The organism is Hymenobacter antarcticus, assembly GCF_039539545.1.
Taxonomy (GTDB): Bacteria; Bacteroidota; Bacteroidia; order Cytophagales; family Hymenobacteraceae; genus Hymenobacter; species Hymenobacter antarcticus.
This window is the reverse complement of sequence record NZ_BAABDI010000030.1, coordinates 44589-66127: the sequence shown is the minus strand read 5'-3', so window position 1 is coordinate 66127 and position 21539 is coordinate 44589. Positions and strand designations below refer to the sequence as shown.

The following is a 21539-nucleotide window of genomic DNA, read 5'->3' as shown; positions in this document are numbered from 1 at the left end:
ACAACTTTGCCAAACGCCTCAAACGGCTCAAGGGATTGACACCCTACGAATTTGTTTGTGCGGAATGGCGGAAAAATCCTAGTAGCTTTATTCGAGAACCGACCCACCATACTCCGGGACCATACAACTAGGCACTTAACCAATGCTATTTACACTTTATTATGTTCGTTATGATTCCTTTTAAGAAGAGTTGACCTTACCTTTGCAAGGTCTTACGGGCCACTCGGAAATGATTGTCAAACCATGCAATCATTTCCGAGTGGCCCGCTTTGCATAGCCACCTGCCGAAGGTGTAGCTTTATGGCACAAATATGAAACACTTGTTTACTTTAATGGGCTTGGGGGCGGTTTTGCATGCTTTGCCAAGTAAGGCGCAGGACTTGGTTAATAGCGGGGCCGTTATCACGGTGCAGCCAGGGGCGGTGCTTTACGTGGGCACGGGCGGCCTCACGAACCAGAGTGGCACCCTGACCAACGCCGGCACTGTGCGGGTGGAGGGTCCTCTTACCAACTCCGGCACGCTGGACCTGAGCACTGGGGGACTGGAAGTGCGTGGCGACCTGGTTAACTCTGGTACCCTGCTGCCCGGCACCAGCCCGGTCACCTTCAGTGGCGCGGCTGACCAGGTGCTGACCCCCGGTGGGGCCACGCTCTACCAGCTGCTGCTGAACAAGCCCACGGCCGGTGCTAACACCCTGCGTCTGGCCGGCGACCTGACCGTGAGCAACCAGCTGGCCCTGACCAGCGGCCTGGTGAACACCAAGAACGGGACGACGGTGAACGTGCTGCGCCTGCCCAACGGGGCCACGCTGGCCGGCGAGGCCACGGGCCGCTATGTGCTGGGCGCACTCGAAATCACGCGCAACGCCGTAAGCGGCGCGGCCGTCGACTTTGGCCACGGCGCCGTGCTCGACCCCACCACCAACAACCTGGGCACGGTGGCCATTACGCGCACGGCCGGCCTGCTCACGCCCGACGTTAGCTACGGCCAAAACCTGACCAACACTGCCTTGAAGGGCATCGACCGCATCTGGACCGTGGCTCCCGCCACCCAGCCCAGCGCCGCCGTGCAGCTCACCCTGAGCTGGCTGCCCGACAACGACAACGGCATTGCCGACTTCAGCCAGGCCCGCGTGTGGCAGCAAACTGCTGCCGGCCAGCCCTGGGCTGTGCGCAGCCCCGTGGCCAACGCCAGCGCCCGCAGCATTTCGATGAATCCGACTTCGCTCAGCCGCTTCACGGTGAGCAACGCCGCCAACCCGCTGCCCGTGACCCTGCTCGACTTTGCGGCCCGCGCCGAGGGACCGGCCGCCGTGCGCCTAGTGTGGGCTACAGCCCAGGAGCTGAACAACGCCGGCTTCGTGGTTGAGCGCAGCCGCGACGCCCGCGCCTTTGCCACCATCGGCACGGTGGCCGGGGCCGGCACCAGCACCGCCCGCCACGACTACACGCTGCTCGACGGCCAGCTGCCGGCCGGGGCCACGCTGCTGTACTACCGCCTGCGCCAGACCGACCTGAGCGGCGACGTGAGCTACTCACCGGTGCGCACCGTGGCCCTGACGCCCCAGGCCGCGGGCTTTGTAGTGTACCCCACCAAAGTGCCCGTGGGCACCGCGGCTACCTACCTCTACACCGGCCCCGCCGAGGCGGCCACGCTGGAAGTGCTCGACCTGCTGGGCCGCGTGGTGCGCACTGCCCCGGTGGACGGGCGCGCCCAGGGCGAAGTGCCCCTGCAAGGGTTGGCCTCCGGTGCCTACCTGCTGCGCTACACCTCGGCTTCGGCCCGCTTCGGCGCACGCTGCGTGGTGGAGTAGCCTGGCTTTTTCTTCCTCCTACTTATTCGCGTTCAGCTTTTCTAACTAATGATAAATCGTTTTACCACTTTGATTCGGGGCCTGGCCCTGGTAGTCGCGCTGGCCGGCGGCAGCCTAGCTGCCCAGGCCCAGGGTGTGGGCATCGGTACCACCATCCCCAACGCTTCGGCGGCGCTCGACGTGAGCAGCACCACCCAAGGCTTGTTGCCCCCGCGCATGTCTGAGGCTCAGCGAAATACCATTAACCCAGCCAGCACAGCGGCAGGCCTCACCGTCTTTAACACCACGACCGGGGTGCTCAATGTGTGGAGCGGGACCCAGTGGCAGCCCATGCTGGTCGACAGCACGCCGCCTACTACCTTTTCCTACACCGGCGCGCCCCAAACCTACACCGTGCCGCCGAACGTCACTTCCTTGAACGTGGACCTGGTGGGTGCTATGGGTGGGAGCTACTACCGTGCCGGCACCGGACAGGGCCCGGGGGGGCGGGTGCAGGCCGTACTGGCCGTGACCCCCGGCCAGGTGCTGACCATTTACGTGGGTCAGCGCGGGATGAACAATTTTGCGCCTGCTGCCTACAACGGCGGCGGCTTAGGAAATGCCGCCGGTGGCGGCGGCGGCGCTACCGATATTCGCAGCGGGGGTACGGCTCTGACCAATCGGCTGCTGGTGGCCGGTGGTGGAGGTGGAGGTGGCGATTTGACCACGAGAGGCGGCTCAGGCCCGGGCGGCGCGGGTGGCGGCCTAGTGGGCGGCCAGGGCGACCCCGACTTCGGCGGCTCGGGCGGGACCCAAACTGCTGGCGGCGGCGGGTATGCAAGTGGCACGTTAGGCACCGGTGGTGCGGGCAACCCCGGGGGGGTCAACGACGGCTATTATTACTCGGGGGCCGGTGGTGGAGGCTACTACGGTGGGGGGAGTGGTTACTTCCATGGCGGCGGTGGCGGCGGCAGCTCGTATGCCGGCCCCAGCGCCAGCGCCGTCACGCACACGCAGGGCTTCCGCTTCGGTGACGGCTACGCTACCATCACCCCAACCCCAAGCACTTCGTCGGTGCCCGCGCCGGTGCTGAACGGAGCCAACATCACAGGTGTGATTAAGAACCAGACCACCCAGCAAACCGGGGCCAGCTTCAACGTGGACGGCACCGGCACCGTGGGCGGCTTGCTCATGGCCGGCAGCGCCAGCATCACCGGCAACATCCAGTCCTCGGCCAACATCGCCGTGGACGCAGGCAACGCCAACACCGGCACCGTGGCTAACACCCTACGCTTCGGGCCCACCAACAGCGGCGAAGCCATCGGCAGCAAGCGCAATGCCACCGGCAATCAGTTCGGGCTTGATTTTTACACCACCAGCACGGCCCGCATGAGCATCACCACGGGCGGCAACGTGGGCATTGGCACCACCGCCCCGATTTCGCGGTTTTCCTTCGGCAGCACCACCACCAGTGCCAACGCGGCAGCCGGGCGCCTGGCCATTTATGAAGCCACTACCGGCACCAACTTCTATGGGCTGGGCCTGGTGCTAAACGGCGCCGGCAACTACGGCATGGGCCTGTGGGGTGGCACCAATGGCCTACAGCCCTACAACGGCGCGGCTGGCTCCCAACTGCCCCACCTCTACCTCGACCAAGTCACCAGCAACGTGGGCATTGGCACCATAAGCCCCGCTTATGCGTTTCATCTGGGCAATGGCACCACTGGCAGCAGCGCCTTCGGCCTGCTGCAAGGCGTGTTTGGCCAGACCAGCTACCTGCGCCACAGCCGCCTCATGTTCAACGACCCCAACTTCGGCATGGGCGCCGGCAACATGAGTTCGAGTGCCATTGATGCCGACCTGTACTTCTTCGCCTACAACGGAACCGACCGTGACATTCGCTTTATGCACACGGACAATGCCCTGACCGACCCCTCGGGCACGGGCTGGACCACTGACCTCATGATTAAGCAAGGCGGCAACGTGGGCATCGGCACCATCGCCCCCGCCACCAAGCTCGACGTGAACGGCAACCTGCGCCTGGCCGTGCGCCTGAACCCCAGCAACACCGCCGGCACCTACAGCCTCACGTCGGCTGACATAGCCTTCAGCATCTTTAAAATGATGATTGGGAACGCCGCAGGCACCATAGTGCTGCCCGCTGGCGGCAGCGGGCAGGTGGAAGGCCAGGAGCTAACCATTATAAACGCGTCTGACATCAACTGCATCGTGAGCAACACCAATACCGACGTCAACAATGCCGTGACCTTGACCAATGCGAATTTGAATGGGGTCCACGCCGTGAAATACGTGTGGGCCACTTACTCCGGCGGCGGCGGTGCTTGGTTCAGGGTGCAGTAGGGACGTGGGGTAGCCACTGTCCACGTCCGCCTGCACCGCTTCACCAACGCCAACCAGGCCACGCTGATGATGACGCAGCGGCCAATGGGGCGCAAACACTTCTACCTCTTTTTTGCTTAAGGGAAGGAGCCTCCGGTCTTACGGCTGGAGGCTTTTGTATGGGTGGGTGAAGTGGCCGGCTACCCAGCGGCGGCCGGCGCGGATGGTATGCACCTTGGTGCCGGAAATAATCAGGGGTACGAATTCGGGCTTGAATTCTAAAATCATGGGTTCAATATTACTAGCTGGTGGCCGCCCCCGCCACGCCTGCCGCGCCTGCCTCTGATGCAGCGTGGTTCGGGCGGGCGGGGGTGGCCATGGTTACGCTGCTGCAAAGTGCCGGGTGGGGTTGTTGTGGGGGAGTGTGGCCTGGCCGAAATCCTGGGACAACGCGGTGGCCAGCTGCCCGCCGGATTGATGGTGGTGGCGCTTCTCGGCGGCGCACCGCAGCAGCTTGCCGTATTTTTTCCGGCCGCTATCCATTTGCCCGGTGGTTAGCTCCACTACCCATATCTGTGGCTCCTGGCCTTTGAGCGGCTTCTTTTGCACGGCGATGAGCACTACGCGCTGGGCCTGTAGTACGTCGGCGTAGAAAGCACCCTGGCGGTCGTAGCCGTACTGCTCGACGGTGGTCAGGAACTGGGCAAGGTCTCGGCAGCTGGTGGTTTTGAAATCCACCACGGTGCGGCGCTGGCGCTTGGGGCTGTCGATGAGCAGGTCGGGGCGCACTTTGACCAGTAGGCCGGTGGGCTCGTGGGTGGCGGTGTAGGACTGCTCGGCCTGGCCGCGGGCGGAGTAGATGAGGTGGCGGGGGTAACGCCGGCGGCGCACGGCGGCGGCCAGCTGCGAGGCGGCCTGGCGCTGGTGGTGGTCGGCGGGGTTCTGGGCATTGGTGGGCTCGAACAAATGCGGTTCCAGGGTGGCGGTGTGGAAGTGGGAGCCGAAGGCGAAAGCGGCGGTACAGTCGCGGCGCGGGCGGCCCAGCAACTCATCGGCAAGGTTCGATAGGTCGGTGTTGCTGATAGCGGATAGGGCGCGGTGCTGGGCCTGAGTGATGGTGGGGTGGTGCTGAAGGTTCTGGAACATGGGGCTGCGGTGTGTTTACTGGTGGCTGATGATGATTGCGAGGCGGGTTTGGTCGGTGGTGCGGAGAATCCAGATATGGGAGCTGCCGCACCCTATCGAGTAAGCGGGTGCCGGGAAGGCGTCGCGCACGGCTGGGGCCAGGTCGCGCAAGTCGGGCAGTGGGGCGGTGGTATTGATGAGCTGGGCTAAAGCGGTGAGGCGGGCGGCCTCGTCCGGGTCGGTGGCCGGCTGTTCCTGGCGTAGTCGGGGTGTTTCTAGCATGGAAACTGGATAAAGTGGCCCCCTTCCCGGCGGCTGGAAAGGGGGCCGGAGGGTTACTCGATAACTATGGCGGCTTCGGCGGCCGGAGCGGCGTTGAGCTGGGCGGGCTGCTCGGTGTGGTAGCCGGCCGGCAGGCGGTAGCCCTGCACAATGCGCAGGTCGGCGGTGCCGGTGCCGGTCAGTGTTTCCTCGCGGTACAGGTCGAAATCCTGGGCAAACTCCTGGCGGGCCTGTACCTCGGCGGGGTCGGCGGCCACGTAGCTGAAATCGGCAATGAAGTAGGTGGCGGGCTTGCCGTCCTTCTCAGTCTGCTTCTTGACGGGCGTAACCGTGAGCACAACATCAGTTAGGTTCAGGTCGTCGTAAAACAAACTGGCATTGAGCTTTTGGAGGTTTTCGACGCTGTACCCGTGGAACAGCACGGCGCAGACCGCGCCCGACTCGTCCACGAAAAACAGCTCGGCCCACACCTTGCGGCCCATGTTCAGAATGTTGTCGCTGAAAATGCGCAGGGCTACGGGAATGAAGCTGATGGTTTTGCCCAGCACCTTATCGCCGCCCACGTTGAACACGCCGGCTTTGAGGTCGGCGCGGATTTGCTTGGGGTGGCCGGGCAGGTAGCGGAAGCGGCTTTTCTCGGTCAGCTCGCCGGTTTCCACATCCACGCTCACTACTTCCAGGTAGGCGCGGCTGGCGGTGGGGGTTTCGGTTGCGGCTAGTGCGGCGGTGGCGGCGCTGGCGGCGTTTTTTGGGGTGGTTGCCATTGGGGCGGGGGTTGGGGTTGGTTGTGGGGCCACTTGGCGGCGTGGCCCCGTTGCCGTTGATTAGTTGAATTGTTTGTCGTGGCACAGGATGGCGCGGCCCACGATGGAATCCTGGCCCCGCGCTTCGGGCTGGTGATGGTACCAGAGGTAGGTAGCCAGCAGATTGAGGTAGGCGGGGTGGCGGAACTTGCCTTCGTCGTCGATTATCAAAATCAGGTCAGGGCTGAGGCGTACCACGTCGACCGTGCGGCAATCGAGCAGCTGGTACAATTCGGCCAGCTTGAAGCTGCGGCCGTTGGTGGGGCTGACCGGCTGCGGCTGGGCGCTGTGCGGGTCGAGCAAATGGGGCTGGTAAGTAGTAGCGGTACGGGGCATGGGTCAGGGATTTTTGAGTGTTGAAAAGCAGGCTATTGGGGAGCGTAGGCCACGGTGCCGGGGTAGGCGTGGGCGCTGGCGTGGAAGAGCTGCACGGCGGCGGCAAGGGCTTCGTAGCAGCTGCCGCCGGTGCCGTGGTACTGGGCGGGGCAGCCCGCGCCGGCGGGCGTGCAAATGGTGATGTTGTAGCGGGTGCCGTGGGCGAACGTGTAGCCGCGCACGGTGCAGCCGGGCACGGGGAAGATGGCGGCGGCGACCTCGGGAAAGCTGGGGGTGATGCGGGCAATCATGGCCGGGTTGATGGTGGCCCGCGCTGGTGGGAGGCGCGGGGCGGGTGACTACTGGACGGGGGCGGGGGTGATGATGAGGCGGCCGGCCTGCACCTCGATGGCGGCGACGGTGCCGGGGGCGAAGCCGGCGGCGGCCAGCCAATTGCCTTGCAGGCGCAGCTGCGAGGTGATGCGAACTTGTGGGTGAAGCTGGCGGTAGTGCGGGGCTACTTTGATGCGGCGGGCTTGCATGGCTACTGGGGTTGCTGGGCGGCCCAGACGAGCAGGGCAAGCGGTGAGGGGGTGCGGGCGGGGCGGGGCGGCTGCGCGGCGGCGGCTAGATTGGCGGCCTTGATGCGGGCGGTGCTGGCATCCAGCGCGGCTAGGGTGGCCTGCAAGCGGGCGAAAGCGGCAGCGGTGCGGGCCTGCGCCGCCGCCTGCGCGGAGGTGGCGGGGCTACGCATGGTAGACACGGCCGGCAAGGATGGAGGCAACAGCGCCTAGGCGGCGGCCGGCAGTGCGGTAGGCGAAGCTGACCCAGACGGTGCGGCGGTGGGCCGGGACCAAGGCGCGAGATATAGCAGGCGGGGTGGCGGGGCTACACATGAGCGAGGGCAAAGCAGGCGCAACGGTTGGCCGCGTCGATGGGGGACTGGCAGAAGTGGCAGCCGCTGGCCTGCGCCTCCTGCTGCTCAATGGTGGCGAGTGCGGCCCGATACTCTTTGGGCGAAATACCGCTGCACACCCACGCCTCACCTACGGCATTTGCAACTGCCTCAAAAATGGTGGCACCCTCCCCACAATACTCGTATGGACTGCCGCCCCACTGCTCACGCTCTGCACTGAAATACCCCGCTTTGTAGATGGTGGTAACCTGGCCCGCTGCGCTGCTGGTGGCGCAAATGGTGGCGGCAAACGCAACGGCCGGCAAAGCGGCGGCGGCAAGCGTGGAAAACTGCTGCGGGGTGAACATGACCTGTATGGGTTAGGTGCTGAACGCGCCGGGGGCCTTTCCCCCTTTGCTATACACAAATATACGTACAAATGTGGGTATTTGTTGCATTGGATAGTAGAAATGTATGTAAAATAACTGTATGAATGTGGGTATTTTATTCGTAACTTGTGGTATGAAAAAAGTGCAAAAAGAGAGGGGTGCCGATGGCGGGCTGGTAGTAGCGGTGGTGGGTAGCCGGAGCCTGACGACCTGGGGCGCAATGGTGGCCCGCCTGGACGCGCTGCGGGCCGCTGGCCAAGTGGCCCGGGTGGTGAGTGGGGGCGCTGCGGGCCCTGACCGGCTGGCTGCCCGCTGGGCCAACTGCCACGGGGTGCCGCTGACCGAGCACCTGCCCGACTACCGCGCCCACGGAGCCGGCGCACCGCTGGTGCGCAATGGGCTGGTAGTGGCCGATGCCGACCTGGTGCTGGTGGTGTGGGACGGTGAAAGCCGGGGCACGCTGGACGCGGCCCGCAAGGCGGCGCGGCTGGGCAAGCGTCTGGAGTGGCTGGCGGCCCCGGCACCCGACGTGGCCCCAGTAGCCGGCGGCCTGGGCCTGTAGCAGCTGCGGCCCACGCGGAAACAGGCCCGCTAAGCGATGCCGGCCCGCCGGCCCTGCTACCGCACCGCCCGGCTGCTGAATGCCCACCCTGCGCCCTGCCAGCCGGCAAAATGCCCACCTGGCGGCCCGGCCGGACTGCCCCCTTAGATGCTTTTCTTTATCGGGCGGCGCGAAGCCCGCCGACTGGCCGCAGGCACCTTATGAGGCCCTGCTGCGGTGGCCGCTTTGGGCCGCTGTTGCCGCTGTTGCTGCTTCTGGGCCGATGAGGATGACCGGGCGTTAGCCTGGGCATGAAAGCCGCCGTACTGCTGGTTCACAAAGCGACAAACTTTTAGGGGCGAAGCAAAGGGATGGCTGGCCGTGCCTGCGGTGGGGGAGTCTTTGGTATCAGCAGCAACTTGGGGATGCCGGGGGACGGCCTTTTGCTGGCCGGCAGCCCGGCGTCCCCCGACACGATGGTAACGAGAAACCGGGTTGCTGGTAGCCGGTGGGCTTTTCCGGCCTCCGGCGCTGGGCAAGTATCGGGGGTGGTGGGCTGACCCTCGGGAAGCTGGCCGGCCCTGCTGCTGCTGAATCGGGGGGCGGTGCTTTTTTGGGGCACGGCGACCGGTGGCTGGGGGTGTCTTTGTGGGGTTGTGGCTGGGGAATCGGGGCGGGTGGGCTGTCCTGAAAGGTAGCTGGCCCGCCCTGGTGGCTGCCGTTGCCGGAGAAATGCGCAAGGGATGGGAAGGGCCGGCCGGGGGGATGACTGTAGCATCGTTGGGGCCGCTGGTGTCGTCGAGTATCGCCCCGGCCGGGTGCGCAGCACGGGAGCGAAGCGGACCCCTGGACAGCCCGACCCCCGGAGCGACCAACGGAAGCGGAGGGGGATGCGCCTAATTGCTGCAAAGTGCAATTAAAGCAATGCTTAAAAGCGGGTCTTGTGTTTCAGGCTATGGTGTACTTTTGTCGTACAATTATACGTATAACTGTAAATCACAAACGTATGTCACTCATGCTTTTTAGTACCAGCAAAACGGGCCACTTCGCGCAAATCCTTACTTCCGGCCTGCTCGGTAACGCGGTTGTAGCCCAGCTCACGCCGCCGGACCCTGGCCAAATTGAGCTGTACGGGCACCTCGTCATTCAGATTCTGGTGGCGGTCGTGACTATCTGGGCTACTGTCCGCAAGGCGCTGCAGAAGCCGGAATCGGTGTTGCGGGTGCCGGTTGCCTCGACTACTACCACGACCAGCGGGCCGGCTTCCGATGCTCCAGCTCAGTAGTGCGCAGGCGGCCGTGCAGGTGGCGCGGCTGCGGGACGTGCGGGGCGACCTGGCGCACGCCTATGGGGTGGCGCTGACGCGGTGGATGCTCGACCGGACGCTGATGGCGCTGGGGCTGCCGCTGGTAACGCAGGGGTACCGGCCGGCCGCGGAGCAGGCGGCGCTGTACGCGCAGGGCCGGCAACCGTTGGCTATGCTGAACCGGCTGCGGAAGCTGGCGGGGTTGCCGGTGTTCCCGGCGGGGTCGGCCGAGGCGGGGCGCAAGGTGACGTGGGTAACGGTGAGCCGGCACATGGAGCTACCGAGCGGGGCGCTGGACGTGGGGATGCTGCAGGCCGATGGGTCGGTGAGCTGGCCGGTGGATGCGCTGCAAAAGTTCTCGCGGCTTATTCTGGCGGCGGACTGGCGGATTCGGTGGGGTGGGGATTGGGATGGGGATGGGCGTAGCGATGATGAGAAGTCGCTGGACATGCCGCATTTCGAGGTGCCGAGGTAACCGGCCGGGTGGCCGGGGTTTATGGTTTCACTTTTTCAGGTAGTGGTTATGTGGCGAATTATTGCACACGCGGCTATTGTGATTCTTTCGGCCATTCTGGAGCGGAAGAAGAACCAGTCGAAGCAGGCTGAGTAGGCAGACTGCATCAGCAAAAACAATGGGGCCAGCTGGCCAGGCGCGATGTCCGGTTAGCTGGCCCCATTGCTGCTAGTGCCAGACAGGTGCTAGTGTCAGACAGGATTTTGAAGCCAGTCAAACTGAACGGGTTTGGTAAAGAGCGCAGTTGCTTTGAGCTACTGTTGGCCGAACAGCATTCCTGAGCAGATGCAAAATCCAGCACTTAGACTGTTGTGTGGGGCACCCTTGTCCGTACTGAACAACAGATATGAACTTCAGCCTTCCAATCTGTGAAGCTGGTGTGCTTGACGCGAGTAACAAAGCCAAGTTGGCGTTGGAGCACTGGAGAAAATATAAGGGTCTCCCGTTTGTTAACGGTTGGCCCCACCAAGTAATCGTAAATCAGCTGCAGAGTCGACAATAAGCCATTGGCGGAAGCTTGAAATAGATAAGTGGCTTTAGATTCTTCAGTGCTTTCCCAAGCGATGAAATAGCGCTGGTGACTCTTTATCGGAAATAGAAAGGAGTCGTCGATTGAGGTGGTACCATTAGTGGTAATCACTAATTCAGGGGTTGGAATAATAAATGAGTCGGCAGCGGTTAGCTGGCATAGGTAATGCAGACACCTACTTTGAAACAGATTAGGTAGATGGGTCTGATAATAGCTCTTATTGTAACGGGCAAAGCGGCTAATGCTGCGAGGTCGGATGTCAGAATCGATTTCTAAGCGACTGCAAGAATCGGTAAGAAACTTTACGTAAAAAAGGATAACCTCCTTGTTGATGACTCTAAGGATAGTCCGACCATTAATGAGTAGTTGGAGAAGGGGAGCGTTTCGAAACTTGTAATGGACTTTTATGGCATTGAGAAAACGTCTGGACTCGGGCAGTAAGCAGCTATTGAGAGCAATTCCGCGGTATTTGACCAGAAAGCTGCCGTCGCCAAAGTACAGGTCCTGCCATTCAACCTGAATGGTTTGATTGGGCAGGTCAGATGTTCCCGGCCCAGGGGGGCCAGGTCGGAGTGGCATCAGCGCAACAGCCGAGGGCGTTTTGTAGTGGGAAGATATTTTTAGAATCTCTTCGCACTTCACTTCGAGCGCCTTCATTCTGGATACTAATAGCTGCTCTCTTGATTCCAAATGATAAAGGTATTCGGCAGCCATATCTCGCTTCTTTACCAGATTTTCGGGCGAGAATTGGTATAGTTCCAGCCAGACCCTTTCTTTCTTGAGGGCCTGATAATTTGAATTGGCCCTGAGCTGCGCATGCATTTTTTTGCTGGTGCATTGCCCCTGCAGTTCCGTGATTTTCCTGATAATCTCAGCTAGTTGAGCTGGGATATCGTCTCCCTGAATCAGTGTCGTATCGCACTTGACTATCGTATCTATATACTGCTTTTTTTCAACGGCATAATGGTCTGCTCTTCTTTGCGCATTTGTTAGCGCCTGATGCAAAGGGAGATATATCTCGAAACGGACTGGGTTGAACTGACAGGTGATACCAACCTCAAGATATTCAATCAACCTCTCGTACTCCGGCTGGGAAAGATTATTCACCTTAACGCGGGAAATGTTGGCCGTTTTAAACTGGCGAGCCCATACATACAGTTGGTCTTCGGCGCAAAGCTTTGTTTGAGCGTATTTGTAGAAATCGAATACGACCGTTTCCATTGTGTGAGGCAATTAAAAGCAGGAATTGGCGCTAAAGCTAGAATCCATGGCTTTACCGGTCAGTATTGAATCGTTGGACATTTGGAAAGCGAGTTAGCTCAGCGCTTTCTCCAGCTTTTCCTTGCGGCGCTCCCAGTCGGGCAGGATTTTAGCGAGGAGGCGGTAGAAGCGGCGGGAGTGGTTGGGCTCGATGAGATGGCAGAGCTCGTGGAGGATGACGTAGGCGATGCTGCTTTTGTCGGCGCGGATGAGGTCGGTGTTTAAGGTGATGCGGCCGGCGGGGCTGCAGCTGCCCCAACGCTTTTGCATATAGCGCTGGTGAAGGGTGGTGGGGGGCAACTGGTACTCGCTCAGCAGAGGCAGGCACTGACGCAGCACGGCCGGGAACTGCTCGGCGGCGTGCTGCTTGTACCACTGACGCAGGAGCTGGGCGGTGTGGTCGGCGTCTTCTGGGCGGGGCGTGTGGACTACCAAGCGGCCGCGGATGAGCTTGACCTGGGCCGTGGCGGCATCTTCGAGGCGGAGACGGTACTGGCGGCCGAGGTAAAGATGAGTTTCGCCGCTGACGTAGCGCCGGTCCGGCGTGGAGGGGCGGAACTGCTGGAAGTAGGCTTGCTGGCGCAGAATCCAAGCGGCGCGGCGAGTGACGCGGGCCTGAATCTGGATGAGGGGCACGTCGGGGGGCGAGAGGACGTGCACGCGCTGGTCGGGGTGGACGGAGATGCTGAGGGTGCGGCGCGGGCGCACCTCTACCGTGAAGGCCAGCTCGTGAGTGCCATAGGTGATGGAGGAAGTGGTGACACTCATGCGTACTGCCGGCGGGCGACGGCGAATACCTGGTCGAGCAGGCGGTCGATGGCTTCCAGGGACAAGCCAAGCTTTTCGCGGGCGTTGAGGTCGAAGAGGTAGTCGTCGAGGGCGAGGCGGGCGGCGTTGACGAGTGAGTCTTTGTGGGGCCAGTCGACGATGGGGCGGTCCTGGTCGAGCAGGTGACTGCGGAGCAGGTCGTCGAGGTGGAGGCCGGCGTGGATGGCTACTTCGCGGAGCGGGGCAGCGTCCAGGCCGGTGGTCGGGCGCAGGGCTTCCTCAGTAAGGCCATAGAAGGCCTGGGCAGCGGGGCGGCCCTGGAGGGCGGCGGGGGTGTCGGGGGCGGTGCGGTGACGCAGCACTTGCTGCTGCACGTCGCGGGCACGTTGCAGGTATTCGGCCTCGGAGATGCGGCGGGCGCGGTAGTCAGCAATGGTCTCCTCGATGAGCTCGGAGAGGCGGCGGAACAGGGCCGGGTCGTCGTCCATCTTCTCGGTGATGGTGCGGGCCGTGCGGTGGGCAATGGTATCGGCCTGGGCGGCGGGGGTGCCGGCCTCGGCCACGACGTCGGCGAAGTGCTGCTCGTCGAAGATGTTGACCAGCTGGGTGAGGCGGATGACTTCTTCGGTGCTGATGTGGGTGTCGATGAGCTTCTGCACCTGGGCCTCGTACTGGCGGTAGTCGATGGTATCGGCGTAGCGCTGCTTGGCCTGCTCGCGCAGCTTGAGGAAGAAAGCGCCGTCGTGGCGATACTGCTCGACTTTGGCTGGCGGGTTGCGCTGGGTGAACTCCAGGGTGGACAGGGCCAGGCGCAGCAGGCGGGCGTAGACGGATACCTTCTCGTAGAAATCGTGGCGGAGGGCAGCATCGGCCAGAAGCTGCTGGTAGGCTTCGGATTCGTAGCGGTTGGGCACGGCGCGAAACAGGTCCCAGAGGGCGGCGTGGCGCTGGGGCAGCTCGTCGACCTGGGTGCGGACGTGGGCCAGGGTATCGGCCAGGTCGGCTTCGTCAAAGCCGTCGAGGCTGGAGTAGGTGTTCAGAGCTGAGTCGAGCTGCTGAAGGTTGCCGTAGTAGTCGATGATGTAGCCGAAGTCTTTACCGGGGTGCACGCGGTTGACGCGGGCAATGGCCTGGAGCAGGTTGTGCTCTCGCAGGCCCCGGGTCAGGTAGAGGACGGTGTTGCGGGGGGCGTCGAAACCGGTGAGGAGCTTGTCGACGACGATAATCAGGTCAGGCTTGTCCTGGTACTTGAAAGCGTTGATGACGTTTTTCTGGTACTGCTCCTTAGAGCCGTGCAGGTCCATCATGCGCTTCCAGAACCGCACGATGGGGTCGGTGGACTCGGTGGCGTAGGCGTCGTCGGTACCCTCGCGCTCGTCGGGGCCGGAGATGAGGACTTCGGACGTAACCTGGCCCAGCATGTCGAGGGCAGCCTTGTACTTGAGGGCGGCTTTCTTGGAGCCCGTCACGAGCTGGCCCTTGAGGCCGGTACCGGCCCAGGTGGCCGTGAAGTGCTGACTGATATCGAGGGCGATTTCCTGGATTTTCTGCTCGGCCTCGTTGAGGGGCTCGGCTCGGCTGACCTTGTGCTTGAGGTCGGCGCGCTGGTACTCAGTGAGCGGCTCGGTGACGACTTCGAAAAAGCGGTCGAGGGGGCGGGCGTTGACGGACTGGGCGACGTGGCGGCCTTCGTAGAGCAGAGGCACGACGGCCTTGTCTTCGACGGCCTGACGGATGGTGTAGGGCGGGTCGATGATACCGCCGAAGCGGGCGGCAGTGCTCTTCTCATGCTTGAGTAGCGGGGTGCCGGTGAAGGCCAGGAAGCAGGCCTTGGGCAGCACCTGACGCATACGGGTATGCAGGGAACCGTACTGGGAGCGGTGGCCCTCATCGACCAGCACAAAGATGTTGTCGTCGTCGAGGGGCTCGGCCAGGTGCTTCATGGCTTTCTCAAACTTGTTGATAAGGGTGGTGATGACCTCGGCGCGGGGGTCGTGCAGGAGCTTGCCCAAGTGCTTGCCGGAGCGGGCGCGCTTGGGCAGCTTGCCGCACTTGATGAAAGTGCCCTCAATCTGCTCGTCGAGGTCGGTGCGGTCGGTAACAAGCAGGATGCGGGCGCCGGGCAGGCGCGGGTCGGTGGCCAGCAGCTGGGCCAGCATAACCATGGTGAGCGACTTGCCGGAGCCCTGGGTGTGCCAGAGCACGCCGCCGAGGCGGCGGCCGTCGGAGTCGCGCTGCTGCACCCGCTCGAGGGTGGCGCGCACGCCGAAGAACTGCTGGTAGCGGGCTATTTTCTTGAGGCCGTCTTCGTAGAGCACGAAGTGGAAGGCCAGGTCGAGCAGGCGCTGGGGCTGGCAGAGGCTCCAGAGGGCGCGGTCCTGGCCGGTGGGCAACTGGGGGGCGGCCCGGAGCTGGCGGAAGTGGGCCTGGGCGTAGGCGAAGTCGCCGCTGAAAATGGCGGATTCCTGCTCGGGGCGCAGGGGCTGGTTTTTGAGGGTGAGCAGCTGCTGCTCCCAAGCGGCCTGGGCCTCGGGGCTGGGGTGCTGCTCGCGCCAGGTGGCCCAGAACTCGGGTGGGGTGGCGGTGGTGGCGTAGCGGGCCTGGTCGCCGTCGGCGACGAGCAGCAGCTGCGACCAGATGTAGAGCGGGCGGATGCCGTCTTCGGTTTGCTGGCGCAGGTGCTGGGCAATGGCCTGGTCGAGCATGTTGGCGGCGGGACGCTTGCATTCGAGGACGGCCAGGGGGATGCCGTTAACAAAGAGCACCACGTCGGGACGGTAGGTATCGGGCAGGCCGGAGCGCTGCACCGAAAACTCGCTGGTGACGTGGAAGACGTTGTTGGCGGGCTGCTGCCAATCGATGTAGCGCAGGGAGAAGCTTTTGCGGTCACCGTCGACGACCTGCTCGAAGCTCTTACCGAGGGTGAGCAGCTCGTAGGCGGCGTTGGTGGCGGGGCCGAAGCCGAGGGGGCCGGGCAGGTCGCGCAGGGCCTGGATAGCAGCTGAGAGGGTATCGTCGGAAAAGGGCTGTTGCTGGCCGCGGTGGCGCACGGCGTTGAGGCGGGCGAGTTGGGCCCGCAGCACGGTTTCGAGGAGCACGTTGTCGGTGCGCCCACTCCGGGCGGCCAGGGCCTGCGCGGGGGCGAGATAGGTGTAGCCGAGCTTCTGCAGCCACAGCAGGGCCGGGAGCTGGGAAACGTGGTCTTCGCGCAGGTTGGGGGTAGCGGAGGCGGGCACAATCGTAGAATTTAGTAGTTACTCCTGCTTGCTATCAGCGTCCATGTCTTCCTGGTGCTCTATCAAGCGAGAATAGATATGCCCCATGTTGATGGTCAAATCATCTAAAAGCAAGTCTGTTGCCCCGATTTTGCTGCTGGTTAATTGTACCGCTCTAAAGCAGCCATACAGAGCTTTGTACCACTGCAAGCACTCAAACCATTGCGGTAAGTGAATAACTACACTACCAGCGTGCGAGTAGTGTTCATGCTGAGAAAAGTGCTTGTACAACCAATAAAGGCTGGACAACGAACTGAATTCCGGCAGTTTAGACAAGTAGGCAAACTGTGATTCAGTAGTAAGGCTACTTGACAAAGTCTTGCCGCCTTTTTTTAACAATTCTTCGTCACTACCATGCCGAAGAGCTTTGTTGTTCTTGAATTTTAAGAGAGGAGAAACTTCCTCAATCAAGTAAGCCGCATCTGCATACAGCTTTTTAAATGCTTCTTGCTTCGCATCTTCAGTAGTCGTGAGTTGGTCTGCATCTAGCAAGCCTTTCACGAACTTGACGTATAGAGTATCAAGAACGTGTAATTCGTTTTCGAAAGTAGGTTCGTGCTCCTCTAGACTCTTTAAGTATAGCAGTAGTAGAACGTCTGTAACGCAGGAACGAAATAGCAATGAGATTGGGACTTTCATCTCACCATGTTCGGGCCAGTAGTTTAATTGGGCTAGAATACCCATCAGACTGGCCTTAATCCGACGAATCAGGTCGAGGTAGGTTTGCTCAATAATTGGAATGGGTAACGGCCGGCCAGCATAAGGCTCCCCGATTGCATCGATGGCGCCAATGAGCGACTCAATGTAGCGCTTCAAGATGTCTCGGTCTTTGGGGTCGCCGTGTATCATACTGCTGTTGTGAGGTGCTTTTTTGCGTGTTTGATATATCTTTGCTCAGAGTCTGACCCTGCCATGTGAGGGAACAGATAGAAAAACGTCCGGCCCAGATGCCGGGCGTTTTTCTTGTTTCAGAGCCAATCGATTGCAGCTATGCCTGCTTTGGAAGAAAAACATAGCGCCCCAAATCCTCCCAGAATTTTACCCGGTCGGGGTAGCTTTCCAGCATTTTCTCCCATCGTTTGCCCATCGTGTCGGGCACCAATCGGTCTAATTCATTATTGTCGTAGTAGCCCTCTTTTAACGAAGAGAAAATAGGCACCCTGTGCTGGTCAGAAATAAAGCGAAGAGCTTCAACGACGATGTTTTTTCTCTTGCAATCAAGAGAATCACAGCTTACATGTGTAATAAAAAGAGCGTTTTCCTTTTCCTGGACTACTATGGAAAAGCCCGTAATCGGTTTACGCTTGTAAACGCGGTATTCGTGCTCTCCAGGAGGAAATTCATCTCGGTATTGTTGTAGGTACTCGTTAGCATGAGCTATAGAAAACTTCTCAATGCTTCCATCGCGTTGCTCAATTTGCAGTTCTGTTGGGGTAATCATGTTTGTTGACAGCTTTGATTATGATTAGGTCCAGCTCAAGCAATAGGTATCTTTCTATTTTTAAGGCTTGTCCCAATAGCGGCGGAACATTTCGGCCTCTGCTTCCAGAAGGTGTTGGTAGTCGGGGTTGGCAACGGCAGGCAGGAATTTGGAGCGGTGTATGTCCAGGATGCCCAACTGCACTTCGGGTGTGAGCTTGGTGCGGAGCTGCTGCTCAAGAAGGTGATTGATTGCGCAGACACGCTCCTTAGTAAGGCGTTCCTGGCGGAAATAGAGCTTGAGGACGTGCACATTACCATCGATGACAAGGCCCAACTCGGGCGCTACGTTCACCACGATGTCGGCGTGTTGCCAGATGGCTTTGGGCGGCTGAATCCACTCCAGCTTCTTGCGGCCCCAGAATTTCTGGTAGCCTTTCACTACGGGCGGGTAGCACTTCGCTTTTTGCTTGTTGGCTAAGCCTTGCAGTACCGTTTCAAGCTCCTTTTTGGGCTTGTCGGTTTTGTGGACGCGCTTGATGTGGTCGCGCAGCGGGCCGTAGAAATCGAATTGCTCGTCGCGTTTCACTTGCTCCACGAAGCGTAGCTTCTGGATGCCGGTTTTGGTGACAAAGTTCAGGAAGTTGGTGAGGGAGAGGGAGACAGGCTCGGCCATTACGATTACAGTTGTGTCAAGATTATGCCTTTGCGAAATAATGTCTTATGCTGCACCAGAGTCATTTTGATAACGACATTGGTAGTTGGTGAACCAATCGGCGGTCATGCCGCGCACCGCGAAGCCCTTTGCGTGCCACCACGATTCTAGACGCTGTGCCAAGGGAGCACGACCATCGGTTAGGTACGCCTTTATAATGTCGATATCAAATTATTAGCACGTGTAATCAATGTGGGCGCTTTGATGTCAAGACCTTTTGGCGAATTGTCAATGATGACTTCGTATTCGTTTTGCAAAACGTCTGTGTAGCGCATTGCAAGGGTGAACGATAGGCGCTCGTAGGAGACGTTATTCCATACGCCTGCTATTGTAAATCCTGCTCCGGGCCCTAACTGCAATGGAAATTGATTATGAGCAAGCTGAAAATACCGGCCACCCTGTTGTACAACTAAAGAATTAACGATAGCTACACCTTTGCCAAAATTGGTGACATTGATGCCTAACGCTTTGGTATTGGCATCACCCAAAGCACTTGTATAAGCAAAGGCCGGCTCTAATTCAATTCGCCGTTTTTCTTCTTCAAGTTGTATCATGCGCTTATGCGCCTCGTTGGTCACCTCTCCTGCTTGGTGCATCTGTCGCATGATGGCCACTTGTTCACCCATAAGATTATTAAGCTGCGTTTGCAGTTGATTTCTTACCGACATTTCTTGGCTCTGCTTGGTAAGTTCAGCGCTATGCTTCGTAAGCTCGGTCAAAGAAGTGCTAATAGCATTTATTGACTCCTGCTGTCCCTTGCTTGAAACCAATAAATAAATCAGCGTCCCAAAGGTCGCAAGCCCACCTAGTGCCATTAGCCAATCGGCATATGAGGCCCCAAGAAGTTTGTATGCTTCATCTGCATTAGGCACTGCCGCAGGAAGCTGAAGAAAGAGAGAATACATACTTGATAAGAAGAAGTGTAAGAAATTAAATAGCAGGCACCCGCAGCTGACCCGTGAGCAACTGCTGCATCAGGCCCTTTTTCTGCTGCTGGCACTGCCGGAGCTGGGCCTGGAGCAACTCGATTTCCTGGTCGCAGGCGGTGAGCACGGCGGCAATGCGCTGCTGTTCGGGCAGGGAGGGAAACGGGACCTTGATTTTGAAGAGGCTGGCGGGCTGAATCCGTTTGGAACCGGTGCCGGTGGCTATTTTTTCGAGGTTGAGGTAAAAATTTTCCCGGCTCATCAGGTATAGAAACCACTGCGGGTTTACCGTACCAGCGAAATCAAAGGTGGGCATGTCCTGGGTTGAGCTAAAGCCGTCCAACTTAGCCGGAATGATGCCCATTGCGCCTTTGTGCAGATTCTGTTTGCCATAAATGAACTGCCCAGCGCGGCGCAGGTAATAGACAGTAGCGTCTTCGGATTCAGTGCCTCGCACGTCCCGAGCTTCCACACCGTTCAAGCTCAGGCGTACCGTGATACGCTGGTGCGGATTGGAAACCGGAAGCGACTCGCGGCTTTCTGTTATCATTTCGCCAATGGCAACCAGCGGCAACGGCTGCCCCTGAAACTCGGGAAACCGTCGTTTTCCCGTCAGTAGTTGCTGCATAAGGCCGCGCTTGTAGGTGCGCTTGGATTCGAGGATACCAGTGAGCAGCCTTACGCTTTTGTCGATGCTATTAAGAAAATCCGTAATCCGCTCCTGCTCCTCGATAGGAGGCAATGGCAATTGTATTGCCTGTATTTTATCCAGCGTAATTCTGGTAATGGCTTGGCCAGCTATCTCGTCGTCAATAGCTTTTACTCCTAAAGGGCTCAATAAAAATTGAAGTAGATAGGAGTTATGAACCTTACGTTCATCCGCTCGGATAACCGCCACGCTTGACAGTAAACTGAATTCTTCGTCAAGAGGGTTCTGGCAAACGTTGCCTGTGCTAGCACCGTCTTTGGTCAGAAGAATATCTCCTTTCTGCACAGGGCACCGTGAGTAAATACTTCTGTGCTCTTCTTCAGAGATATAGCTAAGGTTTCCCAAGTCCAAATGTCCGTTTCGGATGTTTTTAGACGTTATATACATCTTGGGGCCATCCTTCGAAACAGGAGAGAAATGGGTGCCGTCTTTAATCAGTTGGCAGCACTTTTTAAGTTTTACTACCTCCCATTCCTCCGGAATCCACCCGAAGCGTGTAAGCTTATAGCCTTGCTTCCCGGCGGCTTCTGATGCGGTTGTCATTTCCATCGTCTCCATGCTTACGCCTCCACGCTAATGCCCAACTCGCGCAGGTAGGTGTGTACCTGGCCGCGCACGGTAGCCAGTTCGCCTTCCAGCCGGGTAATTTCCCGCTGGGTATCGACCAAACTAATTTCCTTTTCGGCCTCCTGGGTATCCACGTAGCGCGGGATATTGAGGCTGTAGTCGTTTTCGAGCATCTGGGCCGGGGTGACGCGCTGGGCGTAGCGCTCCTCGGTTTCGTAGCGGCGGTAAGCTTCCACCACGCGGGCCATGTGGGCCTCGCCGAGGCGGTTCTGGTTTTTGCCGGCGTCGAAGTCGCGGCTGGCGTCGATGAAGAGCACGTCGTCGGTGGTGCGGCCCCGACGGAACAGCAGGATGGCGGCCGGAATGCCGGTGCCGAAGAAGAGGTTGGCCGGCAGGCCGATGACGGCATCGAGCAGGTTTTCCTCGATGAGGCGCTGGCGAATCTTGCCCTCGGTGCCGCCGCGGAACAGCACGCCGTGGGGCACGATGACACCGGCCTGGCCGTGGCCGTCGAGGGTGGTTTCAATCATGTGCAGGATGAAGGCGTAGTCGCCCTTGCTCTTGGGCGGCAGGCCGCGGTAGAAGCGGCCGTGGCGGTCGAGGCCGGCTTCGTCGTGGCCCCACTTGTCGAGGGAGAAGGGCGGGTTGGCGGCCACCACGTCGTAGCGGCGCAGGTTTTCGCCGTCGAGCAGGCGGGGGTTGCGCAGGGTATCGCCCCACTCAATCTGGGCATCGTCGAGGCCGTGCAGGAACATGTTCATGCGGCACAGCGCGTAGGTGGAGCCGTTTATTTCCTGGCCGTAGAGGGCCACGTTGCGCGAGCCTACCTGGCGGGCCATCTTGATGAGCAGGGAGCCAGAGCCACAGGTAGGGTCGCAGATGCGAGCGCCGGGCTGGGGGTTGAGCAGGCGGGCCAGCAGTTCGGCCACCTCGCCAGGGGTGTAGAACTCGCCGCCCTTCTTGCCGGCATCGGCGGCGAAGCGGGAAATGAGGTATTCGTAAGCGTTACCGATGACGTCTTCGCCGCCCACCACGGAAGGGCGCAGGTCGAGGCGCGGGTCGGCAAAT

General features: G+C 60.3%; 23 protein-coding genes and 1 pseudogene. 6 read left to right on the top strand and 18 right to left on the bottom strand.

Annotated features, from left to right (window positions below; translation table 11 throughout):
* From ABD819_RS17595 to ABD819_RS17585, 3 genes and pseudogenes are all read left to right on the top strand, one after another.
* Positions 1 to 131: pseudogene (locus ABD819_RS17595) on the top strand (IS481 family transposase); the annotation flags it as partial.
* Positions 132 to 311: 180 nt separating this feature from the next.
* Entirely contained in the window at positions 312 to 1814 is a 1503-nt protein-coding gene (locus ABD819_RS17590; protein ID WP_345126374.1) for a T9SS type A sorting domain-containing protein, read from the top strand.
* A gap of 48 nt (positions 1815 to 1862) precedes the next feature.
* Positions 1863 to 4154: a glycine-rich protein gene (locus ABD819_RS17585; protein WP_345126372.1), complete on the top strand. Its 2292-nt coding sequence runs from the start codon at positions 1863 to 1865 to the stop codon at positions 4152 to 4154.
* A gap of 138 nt (positions 4155 to 4292) precedes the next feature.
* On the opposite strand, the gene ABD819_RS17580 is transcribed toward ABD819_RS17585, so the two are convergent.
* The 9 genes from ABD819_RS17580 to ABD819_RS17540 form a co-directional block, all read right to left on the bottom strand.
* Positions 4293 to 4421, bottom strand: coding sequence for an ASCH domain-containing protein (locus ABD819_RS17580; protein ID WP_345126371.1), 129 nt, complete (start codon positions 4419 to 4421; stop codon positions 4293 to 4295).
* Between the two features lie 93 nt (positions 4422 to 4514).
* A complete protein-coding gene (locus ABD819_RS17575; RefSeq protein WP_345126370.1) occupies positions 4515 to 5279 on the bottom strand; it encodes a PD-(D/E)XK nuclease-like domain-containing protein in 765 nt (254 codons plus the stop codon).
* 15 nt (positions 5280 to 5294) lie between these two features.
* A complete protein-coding gene (locus ABD819_RS17570) occupies positions 5295 to 5540 on the bottom strand; it encodes a class I SAM-dependent methyltransferase (protein WP_345126369.1) in 246 nt (81 codons plus the stop codon).
* A gap of 53 nt (positions 5541 to 5593) precedes the next feature.
* The gene (locus tag ABD819_RS17565) at positions 5594 to 6304 is read right to left on the bottom strand and encodes a hypothetical protein (protein WP_345126368.1); all 711 of its coding nucleotides are present in this window, start codon (positions 6302 to 6304) and stop codon (positions 5594 to 5596) included.
* Between the two features lie 60 nt (positions 6305 to 6364).
* The gene (locus ABD819_RS17560; RefSeq protein WP_345126366.1) at positions 6365 to 6679 is read right to left on the bottom strand and encodes a DUF3846 domain-containing protein; all 315 of its coding nucleotides are present in this window, start codon (positions 6677 to 6679) and stop codon (positions 6365 to 6367) included.
* Between the two features lie 32 nt (positions 6680 to 6711).
* Positions 6712 to 6969: a hypothetical protein gene (locus tag ABD819_RS17555; protein ID WP_345126365.1), complete on the bottom strand. Its 258-nt coding sequence runs from the start codon at positions 6967 to 6969 to the stop codon at positions 6712 to 6714.
* A 48-nt stretch (positions 6970 to 7017) separates the two neighbouring features.
* Positions 7018 to 7200 carry a SymE family type I addiction module toxin gene (locus tag ABD819_RS17550; RefSeq protein ID WP_345126364.1) on the bottom strand — a complete coding sequence of 61 codons (183 nt, stop codon included), beginning with the start codon at positions 7198 to 7200 and terminating at the stop codon, positions 7018 to 7020.
* A gap of 2 nt (positions 7201 to 7202) precedes the next feature.
* Entirely contained in the window at positions 7203 to 7421 is a 219-nt protein-coding gene (locus ABD819_RS17545) for a hypothetical protein (RefSeq protein WP_345126363.1), read from the bottom strand.
* A gap of 125 nt (positions 7422 to 7546) precedes the next feature.
* On the bottom strand, positions 7547 to 7921 hold the full coding sequence (locus ABD819_RS17540; RefSeq protein ID WP_345126362.1) for a hypothetical protein: 375 nt from the start codon (positions 7919 to 7921) through the stop codon (positions 7547 to 7549).
* 154 nt (positions 7922 to 8075) lie between these two features.
* On the opposite strand from ABD819_RS17540, the gene ABD819_RS17535 reads away from it, so the two are divergent.
* The 3 genes from ABD819_RS17535 (at position 8076) to ABD819_RS17525 (ending at position 10264) form a co-directional block, all read left to right on the top strand.
* Positions 8076 to 8504: an SLOG family protein gene (locus ABD819_RS17535; RefSeq protein ID WP_345126360.1), complete on the top strand. Its 429-nt coding sequence runs from the start codon at positions 8076 to 8078 to the stop codon at positions 8502 to 8504.
* A 994-nt stretch (positions 8505 to 9498) separates the two neighbouring features.
* Positions 9499 to 9768, top strand: a complete 270-nt coding sequence (locus ABD819_RS17530) for a hypothetical protein (RefSeq protein WP_345126359.1) — start codon at positions 9499 to 9501, stop codon at positions 9766 to 9768.
* Positions 9752 to 10264 (top strand): M15 family metallopeptidase domain-containing protein, encoded by a 513-nt coding sequence (locus tag ABD819_RS17525; protein ID WP_345126358.1) that lies wholly within the window; start codon positions 9752 to 9754, stop codon positions 10262 to 10264. Before ABD819_RS17530 ends, ABD819_RS17525 begins: the two co-directional genes overlap by 17 nt.
* 340 nt (positions 10265 to 10604) lie before the next feature.
* On the opposite strand, the gene ABD819_RS17520 is transcribed toward ABD819_RS17525, so the two are convergent.
* From ABD819_RS17520 to ABD819_RS17480, 9 genes are all read right to left on the bottom strand, one after another.
* A complete protein-coding gene (locus ABD819_RS17520) occupies positions 10605 to 12053 on the bottom strand; it encodes a hypothetical protein (RefSeq protein ID WP_345126355.1) in 1449 nt (482 codons plus the stop codon).
* Positions 12054 to 12146: 93 nt separating this feature from the next.
* Entirely contained in the window at positions 12147 to 12860 is a 714-nt protein-coding gene (locus ABD819_RS17515; protein ID WP_345126354.1) for a M48 family metallopeptidase, read from the bottom strand.
* Positions 12857 to 16096 carry a type I restriction endonuclease subunit R gene (locus tag ABD819_RS17510; RefSeq protein ID WP_345126353.1) on the bottom strand — a complete coding sequence of 1080 codons (3240 nt, stop codon included), beginning with the start codon at positions 16094 to 16096 and terminating at the stop codon, positions 12857 to 12859. The genes ABD819_RS17515 and ABD819_RS17510 overlap by 4 nt, the downstream gene beginning before the upstream one ends.
* Positions 16097 to 16114: 18 nt before the next feature.
* Positions 16115 to 16951 carry a hypothetical protein gene (locus ABD819_RS17505; protein ID WP_345126352.1) on the bottom strand — a complete coding sequence of 279 codons (837 nt, stop codon included), beginning with the start codon at positions 16949 to 16951 and terminating at the stop codon, positions 16115 to 16117.
* A 172-nt stretch (positions 16952 to 17123) separates the two neighbouring features.
* Positions 17124 to 17576: a hypothetical protein gene (locus ABD819_RS17500; RefSeq protein WP_345126351.1), complete on the bottom strand. Its 453-nt coding sequence runs from the start codon at positions 17574 to 17576 to the stop codon at positions 17124 to 17126.
* Between the two features lie 60 nt (positions 17577 to 17636).
* Entirely contained in the window at positions 17637 to 18230 is a 594-nt protein-coding gene (locus ABD819_RS17495; protein ID WP_345126350.1) for a hypothetical protein, read from the bottom strand.
* A gap of 191 nt (positions 18231 to 18421) precedes the next feature.
* Positions 18422 to 19174, bottom strand: a complete 753-nt coding sequence (locus ABD819_RS17490) for a hypothetical protein (RefSeq protein WP_345126349.1) — start codon at positions 19172 to 19174, stop codon at positions 18422 to 18424.
* Between the two features lie 25 nt (positions 19175 to 19199).
* On the bottom strand, positions 19200 to 20462 hold the full coding sequence (locus ABD819_RS17485; protein ID WP_345126347.1) for a restriction endonuclease subunit S: 1263 nt from the start codon (positions 20460 to 20462) through the stop codon (positions 19200 to 19202).
* Positions 20463 to 20464: 2 nt separating this feature from the next.
* A complete protein-coding gene (locus tag ABD819_RS17480) occupies positions 20465 to 21505 on the bottom strand; it encodes a type I restriction-modification system subunit M (protein ID WP_345126346.1) in 1041 nt (346 codons plus the stop codon).
* Between the last annotated feature and the right edge of the window lie 34 nt (positions 21506 to 21539).